Genomic DNA, 10,012 nt, shown 5'->3' with positions numbered 1-10,012 from the left:
AGCGAAGCAAACCGTAGGCGCTGCGCCCGGATCGATCCCGGAGCGAAGGAACCCCGAGCCCCAGCGAGCGGGCCGCACGTCAGGGCGCAGGCCTTTTGGTTACTTTTTGGGCGTTTGCCAAAAGTGACCCGCCGTAAGGGCGGAACCCTAATCAGCAACACCCGCAACAACGGATATCCCCCAAAAACCCCAAGAGCCTGGTCGGCCCAAAGGCCGCCAAGCCCAAAGCGTCAAAGCCGAAAATGCCCAACCATCCCGCGCAACTCACTCCCCAACTGCGCCAGCTCAACACTCGAAGCCGCATTCCCGCGCATCGCGATCGACGACTGATCCGCACTCGCACGAATACTCGTCACACTGCGATTGATCTCCTCCGCCACCGAACTCTGCTCCTCGGCCGCCGCCGCAATCTGCTGATTCATCTGCTGAATCAACGACACCGCCGCCGCAATACTCCCCAGCGCACTCTCGGTCTGCAAGGCATCACTCACCGCCAGCTTCACCAACTCGCCGCTACTCTGAATCTGCTGCACCGACGAATGCGCCGCCGAGCGCAATGCACTCACCAGTCGCTCAATTTCCTCGGTCGATTGCTGCGTGCGCCGAGCCAAAGCACGCACCTCATCGGCCACCACCGCAAAGCCCCTGCCCTGCTCCCCGGCCCGCGCCGCCTCGATCGCGGCATTCAACGCCAATAGATTGGTCTGTTCGGCGACACTCTTGATCACCTCCAGCACCGTGCCGATATTCTGGATTTCCGCACTCAGGCTTTCGATGCTGGAACTGGCCGACGTCGCCGAATCAGCCAATTGCTCGATGCGGGCCATGCTCTGGCGCACCACTTGCTGCCCGCTTTCGACCTTGTCATCCGCCGTTTGCGCGGCCACCGCCGCCTCTTCGGCATTGCGTGCAACGTCATGCACGGTGGTGGTCATCTGGTTCATCGCCGTGGCGACCTGCTCGGTTTCTTCCTTCTGGCTGCTGACCTCAAGGTTGGTCTGCTCGGTGACCGCCGACAACGATTGCGCCGAACTGGCCAATTGTTCGATCCCAGCCTGCAAGCCGCTGACAATCGTGCTCAGCCCCGCCCCCATCTGTTGCATCGCCAGCATCAACTGGCCGATCTCGTCACGGCGGGTCACTTCCACGGTCGCACTCAAGTCGCCGGCGGCAATCTGTTGCGCGACCTGAATCACGCTGCGCAATGGCGCGACAATCAGTCGGGTGATCAGCCACGCCGCGAACAAGCCGACCAACAACGCCAGCGCCGATGAACCAATGATCAGCAGCGAATTTTTCTTCAGTTCCGCCTGCATCGCACCGTCTTCAGCGACATACGCCTGGTTGACCCGCTCGACCACTTGGTCGGCACGCTGGTGCAATTGCTCGTAGACGGTTTTTTCCTGCGCGAGCAATCCGGTGTATTCGGCGAGCTTGTCGTTGAAACCGGCGATATGCCCGGAGACTTCGTTGAGCACGGTCAGATAGCCTTCGTCCTTGACCGTGGTTTTCAGTTCTTCGGCCTGGGCCTGGGCCTGTGCGGCCTGTTCGATATTGCCCTTGCCGGCACCGTCGGCATCACCCTTGCGGCTTTGATCCAGACGAATCCGCGCTTCGTTCATCGCTTGCAGCATCAGCCGGGAGACCTGACTGACCTGACTGGCCTGCTCGATGAATTGCGCGCCGTCCTTGCCCTCGGTGTCCTTCAAGGTATATGCACCGTCGTCGGCAAGCCCGGCCTGCAATACGTCGAGGTTGTTGGCCACACTGGACACCGACCAACTGGCCATTTCCAGTGCCAGGTCCTTGGCCTGAGTCAACGACACAAATTCATCGAACGCCTTTCGATAGGCTCCCAGCGACTGCTGCACATCATTCATGACCGGCACGTTCGCCGCCGACTGCGTCTTGAGCTGATCAGCCAGAACGACCAGTTCGTCGACGCCCTTACGCAGCGCATCGGCGGTCTTCGGATTGCCTCGCAAAGCGTATTCCTGCTCGAGCAGGCGCACGTTGAGCAGGCCACTGTTGAGCGAGGACATCTGTTTCAGCCCGTCGAAACGCTGACTGATGGTTTGCAGGGACCAGACGCCAATGGCCGCCACCAGCGCAGTCAGGAGCAAAACCAGCACAAACCCGATACCCAGTTTTTTCGCCATACCGAGGTTGGCAAAACGTCCTTGCATGGCCGAAATCATTGCGCGTAGTCCCCTGCCATTGTCAGTAGAGCGAAGAGTCGCAACGGCCATCCACCGACACAAGTCTCTGGCGTCGGAATAATGGCAAAAAGCTACGCCCGCGTCGTTTTCAGAACACTTGAGGTCGATCCGAACCGGTGTGGCGGAAAAACTGCCGAGCGCGTGGATCGCATGCATAGGTAACGTTGATGCGCAGCCAGTCGCCCGACTCACCACTGGGACTGAACGCGTCAGGCGCTGACAGCAGCACGCCGCAGCGTTGAGCATGACGACGCACTCGAACCTGATCGGTCATGCGCGAGCGCGCCCAAATGAAAAGCCCACCCGCAGGTTTGCCGAACACCTCCCAATCAGCGTCCTCCAGCGCCTGCAGCGCGGCGGCGCGATCGGCATTCAAACGTTGACGCTGACGCTGCACCAGTTTGCGGTAAGCGCCACTGACCATCAGACTGGCCAGCACCGCTTCGGAAAACCTCGACACCCCCAAACCACTGATCATCTTGACCTGCGCCAGCCGTCTGACGATTTCGCTGTCGGCGAAGACGAACCCGACCCGCAACGAGCTGCTCAGTGTCTTGGAAAAGCTGCCCACGTAAATGACGCGCCCCTCATGGTCCTGCGCCGCCAGTCGTGTGCCGTTGTCCGTGTGCAAGTCCGCATAGACGTCGTCTTCAATCACGCGCAGATCGTAGGTCTTGCTCAGTTGCAGGATGCGTTGCGCAACGCTCGGCGACAGGCAAGTACCGGTAGGGTTGTGATGATGGCTGTTGATGAACAATGCGCCGGGGCGAAACTGTTGCAGCACAGCCTCGAGCGCTTCGATATGCGGCCCGTTCGGGGTACGACGCACCTCGAGCATGTGCACGCCATGCAGACGCAGCAGATCAAACAGCGGCGCGTAACCGGGCGTTTCGACCACCACGCAGTCTCCTGACTTGAACAAGGTACGCACGATCAGATCCAGCGCATGGCTGGCACCGCAGGTACTCAGCAACTGCGCACTGCGGGCCTCGATATTGAGCAGCTTCAGGCGCTTGACGATCTGCTCGCGCAACGCTGGAAGCCCAAAGGGTGTGCTGTAGTTGAACAGACTGGCCATATCGGTGCGCGCCACCTCGCGCAGCGCATAGCTGAGGTCGTCAGGCTCGCGCCAGCTTTGCGGCAGACCACCAGCACCCAGCTTCAAGCCACCGGCCGTCTCGCACACTGCATCGCACCAGGCATACCTCCCCCCGAACAGCGCCAGTTCATCCTCTGCGCCCAGTGTCGACGGCGAGGCGGCGACGATGAATCCGGTGCCTTGGCAGGTGCTTAGAACGCCCTGCGATACCAGACGCTCACAGGCCTCGACCACACACGACTGGCTGAGCAGATTACCCCGGGCGATTTGCCTCACGGAGGGCAACCGAGTGGCCGGCGGTACGCCATTTTGCAGGATCCACTCGGTCAGTCCGTCAACAATCTGCTGCACGACCGGCACCATTGCCTGTCGATCAATTCTCAATTCCATGAGCAAGCAAACTCCTGTCCGTTTTGCTGGCGGCAGTAAATCACAGCCGCGCCGGACAGGCTGTGCGACAACGCCGCCAAAAGCGACCGTTCTAACCGTTTGATACACATTGTTTAAGGGACTTCACGGAACTGACCGTGACCCACAAAAAAGCCCGCAATGAATGCGGGCTGTTTTTTCTGGCGCTTTATTCAGAAAGCGGTGACGCCGCCATCCACTGCCAGAGAGTGGCCCGTGGTGAAGGCGGCACCGTCGCTGCACAGGTACAACACAGCGCTGGCAATTTCCTCGACCTTGCCGATGCGACCGACCGGGTGCATCGCGTTGGCGAATTCGCCCTTCTTCGGATCAGCCTCATAAGCGCGGCGAAACATGTCGGTATCGATCACCGCCGGACACACAGCGTTGACGCGGATTTTCTTTTTCGCGTACTCAATGGCTGCCGATTTGGTCAAGCCAATCACCGCATGCTTGGACGCCGCGTAGATGCTCATCTTCGGCGCCGCGCCCAGTCCCGCCACCGAGGCAGTATTGACGATCGCCCCGCCGCCCTGCGCCAGCAACAATGGCAGTTGATACTTCATGCACAGCCAGACGCCTTTGACGTTGACGCCCATGATTGCGTCGAACTCATCCATCGAGCCTTCAGCGAGTTTGCCTTTTTCGATTTCGATACCGGCATTATTGAAGGCGTAGTCCAGACGACCGTAGGTATTGATCACCTCGTCCATCAGATTCTTCACTTCGCTTTCGACGGTCACGTTGCAACGCACGAAGGTCGCTTCGCCGCCAGCGGTACGAATCAGCGCAACGGTGCCCTCGCCCCCTGCCGCGTCCAGGTCGGCGACCACCACTTTCAGGCCTTCGGCAGCGAACGCCTGCGCGGTTGCACGGCCGATGCCGTTGGCGGCGCCGGTGACTACGGCAACCTGACCGGAAAACGTCATGCTCATTGTTATGTCCTCGAAGGGATGGATGCAGGGGATGTGTGGAATGGCAGCATAGCCATTGAGGTCTGCCGAGCGTCAGCACTATCCAATGGCTGTTTATGTGCCCATGCGTTGCAGTGATAAAACCAACCCGGTGATCATCACTGCACTGGATCGGCGTGCATTCGCCGCATCAGCCAACCTTGCGCCAATGCCGGCGAAGGTCTATCAACAAAGCTTCATTCCGTTCGAGTGCCTGTCATGACCAACCAGACCAATCGCCAGTTCCTGCTCGCCAAACGCCCGGTGGGCGCGGCAACCCGCGAGACCTTCACCTATCAGGAAGTCCCGGTGGGTGAACCGGCGGCGGGGCAGATTCTGGTCAAGAACGAATACCTGTCCCTCGACCCGGCCATGCGTGGCTGGATGAACGAAGGCAAGTCCTACATCCCGCCGGTCGGTATCGGCGAAGTCATGCGCGCGTTGGGTGTAGGCAAAGTCGTTGCTTCGAACAATCCGGGCTTTACCGTCGGGGACTACGTCAACGGCGCCATTGGCGTGCAGGATTATTTCCTCGGTGAGCCAAGAGGTTTCTACAAAGTCGATCCGAAACTGGCACCGCTGCCGGTGTATCTGTCGGCACTGGGCATGACTGGCATGACCGCCTATTTCGCCCTGCTGGATGTCGGTGCACCGAAGGCCGGCGACACCGTTGTGCTGTCCGGTGCGGCGGGCGCAGTGGGCAGCATTGCCGGGCAGATCGCCAAGATCAAAGGTTGCCGTGTGGTTGGCATTGCCGGCGGTGCCGACAAGTGCAAATTCCTCATTGATGAACTGGGCTTCGACGGCGCCATCGACTACAAGTCCGAAGACGTTGTAGCCGGGCTTAAACGCGAATGCCCGAAAGGCGTCGACGTCTATTTCGACAACGTTGGCGGCGACATCCTCGATGCGGTGTTGAGTCGTCTTAACATGAAAGCGCGCGTGGTGATCTGCGGCGCGATCAGCCAGTACAACAACAAGGAAGCGGTCAAAGGCCCGGCCAACTACCTGTCGCTGCTGGTCAATCGCGCGCGGATGGAAGGTTTTGTGGTGATGGACTATGCCGCGCAATACGCCAGCGCCGCGCAGGAAATGGCCGGCTGGATGGCCAAGGGGCAGCTCAAGAGCAAGGAAGATATCGTCGAAGGCCTGGAGACGTTCCCGGAGACGCTGATGAAATTGTTCAGCGGCGAGAACTTCGGCAAGTTGGTGTTGAAGGTTTAAGCCCACCACAAAACAAAGGTAGGAGTGAGCCTGCTCGCGATAGCGGTGTGTCAGTCAACATTAACGTTGTTTGACACACCGCTATCGCGAGCAGGCTAACTCCTACAGGGTTTCGCGGTGTCTGATCAGGCGATTTCGGCTACAACCGAAGCCAACGCCTTGGCCGGATCCGCCGCCTGGCTGATCGGACGGCCAATCACCAGATAATCGGAACCGGCATCCAGCGCCTGACGCGGGGTCAGAATGCGGCGCTGATCGTCCTGCGCGCTGCCCGCCGGACGAATCCCCGGGGTCACCAGTTGCAGCGACGGATGCGCGGTTTTCAGTGCCGTGGCTTCCAGCGCCGAGCACACCAGACCGTCCATGCCAGCCTTCTCGGCCAGTGCAGCCAGACGCAGCACTTGTTCCTGCGGTTCGATATCCAGACCGATACCGGCCAGATCTTCACGCTCCATGCTGGTCAGCACGGTCACGCCGATCAGCAACGGCTGCGGGCCGCTGCGCTTGTCCAGCTCTTCACGGCAAGCGGCCATCATGCGCATACCACCGGAGCAATGCACGTTGACCATCCACACGCCCATCTCGGCGGCGGCTTTCACGGCCATCGCGGTGGTGTTGGGAATGTCATGGAATTTCAGGTCGAGGAATACTTCAAAACCCTTGTCACGCAGGGTGCCGACAATTTCGGCGGCGCAACTGGTGAACAGTTCCTTGCCCACTTTGACCCGGCACAGTTTCGGGTCCAACTGGTCGGCCAGCTTCAGTGCGGCGTCACGGGTAGGGAAATCCAGGGCGACGATGATAGGAGTCTGGCAGGCGGACATGAATGGGCTCTCAGGCAGGTCGAAATCGGCGCGCATTGTAGCGGAACCGGCAGCGGCGCGGCACCCGATGATCGGTAAATCGTCGCACCAACCGTGATCAGCATAGCGCTCGCTGCTATTGTGTCGACTCCGATACACAGCCGACACGCCAGCAACAAGCATCCGCGCTAGCCTCGCCAGCCGCAACAAGTCCTTACATCAGCACTTCCCGCCTCGCGGCTGGACGCCTATGCTGAAACCACCACCTCGCAGCCCATCTTTTGTGGTTCGCGGCCTACTGGCAGATGAACAGCCTCATGCACAACACCCAAATGACCGCGACGGATGAGCCTAAAGACGACAAGCGCTGGAGCATTCGCGCGCTGATCGTCGACGATGACGTGCCGATTCGCGAGCTGATGATCGATTACCTCGCCCGCTTCAACATCCACGCCAGCGGCGTCACCGACGGTGCGGCGATGCGTCAGGCGCTGCTGGCCGAGCATTTCGATGTCGTCGTGCTGGACCTGATGCTGCCCGGCGAAGACGGCTTGTCGCTGTGCCGCTGGCTGCGCGCTGAATCGGACATCCCGATCCTCATGCTCACCGCTCGCTGCGAACCGACCGACCGCATCATCGGCCTGGAACTGGGCGCCGACGACTACATGGCCAAACCGTTCGAACCGCGCGAACTGGTCGCGCGCATCCAGACCATTCTGCGCCGGGTGCGTGACGACCGCACCGAACAACGCGCCAACATTCGTTTCGACAACTGGCGCCTGAACAGCGTCCTGCGCCAATTGATCGCCGACGATGGTCTGGTGGTGCCGCTGTCCAACGCCGAATTTCGCCTGCTGTGGGTGTTTATCGAACGTCCGCGCCGAGTGCTCAGCCGCGAGCAATTGCTCGACGCAGCCCGCGGTCGCTCGATCGAAGCCTTCGACCGCAGCATTGATTTGCTGGTCTCGCGCCTGCGGCAGAAACTCGGCGATGACCCGAAAGCCCCACAGTTGATCAAAACCGTGCGCGGTGAGGGTTACCTGTTCGACGCGCGAGACATCGGCTGATGCGGGCGCGCTTCGACACGCTGTTCGGGCGCCTGTTTGGCGTGCTGTTCGTGGCGATCGTCCTCGCGCACCTGCTGGCTTTCACCTGGTTCCGTCTCTACGGCCCGCCTCCGCCTCCGCCGCCTCCGGAGTTCTCCCAAGGCGCCAACGGCCAAGCAATGGCGCAAGACCCGCGCTACCCGCCACGGCCACCGCGTCCGTGGTTTGGTGGCCCGGTGGTGCCACTGACCTTTCAGTTCATCACGCTGATGATCGCGGCCTGGTACGGCGCCAAACTGCTCAGTCGCCCGATCCAGCGCCTGAGCAACGCCGCCGAACGCCTCAGCGAAGACCTCGACAGCCCGCCACTCGACGAGTCCGGCCCACGGGAAGCACGACAAGCCGCCTACACCTTCAACCTGATGCAGCGGCGCATTCGCGAACAGGTGCAGCAGCGCGCACGAATGCTCGGTGCCGTGTCCCACGACCTGCGCACACCACTGTCACGCCTGAAACTGCGCTTGGAAAACATCAGCGATGAAAAGCTGCAAGGCCAGATGCGTCAGGACCTGGACGACATGATCGGCATGCTCGACGCCACCCTCACCTACCTGCACGAACAGCGCACCAGCGAAGCCTTGCAGTTGATGGATGTGCAGGCGCTGGTCGAATCGCTGTGCGAAAACGCTCAGGACCAGGGCGCCGACGTGCAGGTCAGCGGCCACTGCGCGCCGTTGCCGGTGCAGCCGATGGCGCTGCGTTCGTGCATCAACAACCTCATGGACAACGCCCTGCGTTACGCCGGGCAGGCGCGGATTGAACTGCAGGATCAGCGCGAACAACTGCTGATCCGCGTGATCGACCACGGCCCGGGGATTGCCGAGGACATGCGTGAAGCAGTTTTTGAACCGTTCTATCGCCTGGAAGGCTCGCGCAATCGCAACTCCGGCGGCGTCGGGCTGGGTATGACCATTGCCCGCGAAGCGGCGCTGCGTCTGGGTGGGCAGCTCAATCTCGAAGAAACCCCGGGCGGCGGCCTTACCGCCATCATTCGCCTGCCGCGCACCTGAAAACACCACCGTCCAATGTGGGAGCGAGCCTGCTCGCGAAGGCGTCAACTGATCCAACATCTCTTTTGGATGTACCGGCCTCTTCCCGAGCAAGCTCGCTCCCACAGAGTTCGGCGGTGTTCATTCTGCCGTGTGTACCCACCGGTACAAACCCCACATACCCCCGACAACTTGCGCCCTGAGGCTGCATAAGCCGGTACACCCACCGGTTTGCCATTCCAGGGAGTGAGTCCGATGATCGGTAGCGTCAGCAACTACACAAGCTATACCAGCACCAGCAGCACCTCCACGCAAAACGCGCGCAGCCAGCAACTGCAAAAAGAACTGTTCGCCAAACTCGACAGCAACAGCGACGGCGCAGTGGATCAGGACGAACTGAAAAGCGCCCTGTCGCAGAAGTCCGACGACGGCCTGCTGGTCAACCTGAGCAAACAGTTCGGTGATCTGGACAGCGACGCCAGCGGCAGCCTCAGCGCCGAAGAAATGACCGCCATGGCGCCGCCTCCGCCACCGCCACACGATCAAGCTCCGGACACCGATCTCGCCGACGCCCTGATCAGCGCCCTCGACACCGATGGCGACGGCGCCATCAGCAGCGACGAACTGAGCAGCGGCCTGACCAGCGCCGGCAGCAGCGCCGACAGCAACGAAATCTTCTCCGCCCTGGACAAGAACAAGGACGGCACCGTCAGCCAGGACGAACTCACCGCCAGCCTGACCCCTCCGCCGCCTCCGCCACCACAAATCAACAGCGACGAACTGTTCAGCCAACTCGACGCCGATGGCGACGGCAGCGTGACCGCGACAGAACTCAGCAGCGCATTGCAAACCAGCAACAACAGCACCGCAACGACCAGCACCGACACCAGCGCCGCGCTGCTCAAGGTGCTCGATAGCGACAGCAGCGGCGGCGTGAGCAGTGATGAACTGAAAGCGGCGTTACAGGCTGGGAGAGAACGACCGGAGGAAGAACAGACCGCTTCGACCCAGAGCACCACTGAAGCGCTGAACCGCATGATTGCCAATCTGAGCAAACAGTACTCGCTGGAAAAAACGGCGTCGGTGGGCAAGTATTTGAATGTGGCGACTTGAGTCGACGCCATTATTTGCCACGGACAATCAAAAGCCCCTCACCCTAGCCCTCTCCCGTGGGAGAGGGGACTGATCGAGGTGTTTGGGAGAGCTACGCC

Annotated in this window: 9 protein-coding genes and 1 pseudogene; 5 read left to right on the top strand and 5 right to left on the bottom strand. The window is 60.8% G+C overall.

Annotated features, from left to right (window positions below; genetic code table 11):
* Positions 1–230: 230 nt before the first annotated feature.
* The 4 genes and pseudogenes from PMI23_RS30295 to PMI23_RS13100 form a co-directional block, all read right to left on the bottom strand.
* On the bottom strand, positions 231–1,094 hold the full coding sequence (locus PMI23_RS30295; RefSeq protein ID WP_443200709.1) for a methyl-accepting chemotaxis protein: 864 nt from the start codon (positions 1,092–1,094) through the stop codon (positions 231–233).
* Positions 1,092–1,316: pseudogene (locus PMI23_RS30290) on the bottom strand (HAMP domain-containing protein); the annotation flags it as partial. The pseudogene PMI23_RS30290 and the gene PMI23_RS30295, both read right to left, overlap by 3 nt.
* Positions 1,317–2,307: 991 nt before the next feature.
* Complete coding sequence (locus PMI23_RS13105; RefSeq protein WP_007917440.1) at positions 2,308–3,708, bottom strand: aminotransferase-like domain-containing protein; 1,401 nt, start codon at positions 3,706–3,708, stop codon at positions 2,308–2,310.
* A 191-nt stretch (positions 3,709–3,899) separates the two neighbouring features.
* Positions 3,900–4,661: an SDR family oxidoreductase gene (locus PMI23_RS13100; RefSeq protein ID WP_007917441.1), complete on the bottom strand. Its 762-nt coding sequence runs from the start codon at positions 4,659–4,661 to the stop codon at positions 3,900–3,902.
* 103 nt (positions 4,662–4,764) lie between these two features.
* On the opposite strand from PMI23_RS13100, the gene PMI23_RS29765 reads away from it, so the two are divergent.
* Both PMI23_RS29765 and PMI23_RS13095 read left to right on the top strand, forming a co-directional pair.
* Positions 4,765–4,902, top strand: a complete 138-nt coding sequence (locus tag PMI23_RS29765) for a hypothetical protein (protein ID WP_157279740.1) — start codon at positions 4,765–4,767, stop codon at positions 4,900–4,902.
* A complete protein-coding gene (locus PMI23_RS13095; RefSeq protein WP_007949865.1) occupies positions 4,899–5,903 on the top strand; it encodes an NADP-dependent oxidoreductase in 1,005 nt (334 codons plus the stop codon). Before PMI23_RS29765 ends, PMI23_RS13095 begins: the two co-directional genes overlap by 4 nt.
* A 125-nt stretch (positions 5,904–6,028) precedes the next feature.
* Here PMI23_RS13095 and pyrF read toward each other — a convergent pair whose 3' ends face one another.
* Positions 6,029–6,727 carry an orotidine-5'-phosphate decarboxylase gene (gene pyrF / locus PMI23_RS13090; RefSeq protein ID WP_161986598.1) on the bottom strand — a complete coding sequence of 233 codons (699 nt, stop codon included), beginning with the start codon at positions 6,725–6,727 and terminating at the stop codon, positions 6,029–6,031.
* 296 nt (positions 6,728–7,023) lie between these two features.
* On the opposite strand from pyrF, the gene PMI23_RS13085 reads away from it, so the two are divergent.
* From PMI23_RS13085 to xopAW, 3 genes are all read left to right on the top strand, one after another.
* Positions 7,024–7,773 (top strand): response regulator, encoded by a 750-nt coding sequence (locus PMI23_RS13085; RefSeq protein WP_016983639.1) that lies wholly within the window; start codon positions 7,024–7,026, stop codon positions 7,771–7,773.
* Positions 7,773–8,822, top strand: a complete 1,050-nt coding sequence (locus tag PMI23_RS13080) for a sensor histidine kinase (protein ID WP_007917452.1) — start codon at positions 7,773–7,775, stop codon at positions 8,820–8,822. Before PMI23_RS13085 ends, PMI23_RS13080 begins: the two co-directional genes overlap by 1 nt.
* A 234-nt stretch (positions 8,823–9,056) precedes the next feature.
* A complete protein-coding gene (gene xopAW / locus PMI23_RS13075; protein ID WP_007917453.1) occupies positions 9,057–9,914 on the top strand; it encodes an EF-hand domain-containing protein in 858 nt (285 codons plus the stop codon).
* Positions 9,915–10,012 lie beyond the last annotated feature (98 nt).

It is taken from the genome of Pseudomonas sp. GM24 (genome assembly GCF_000282235.1).
In the GTDB taxonomy this organism is placed as follows: Bacteria; Pseudomonadota; Gammaproteobacteria; order Pseudomonadales; family Pseudomonadaceae; genus Aquipseudomonas.
This window is presented reverse-complemented; position numbering and strand designations above follow the sequence as displayed.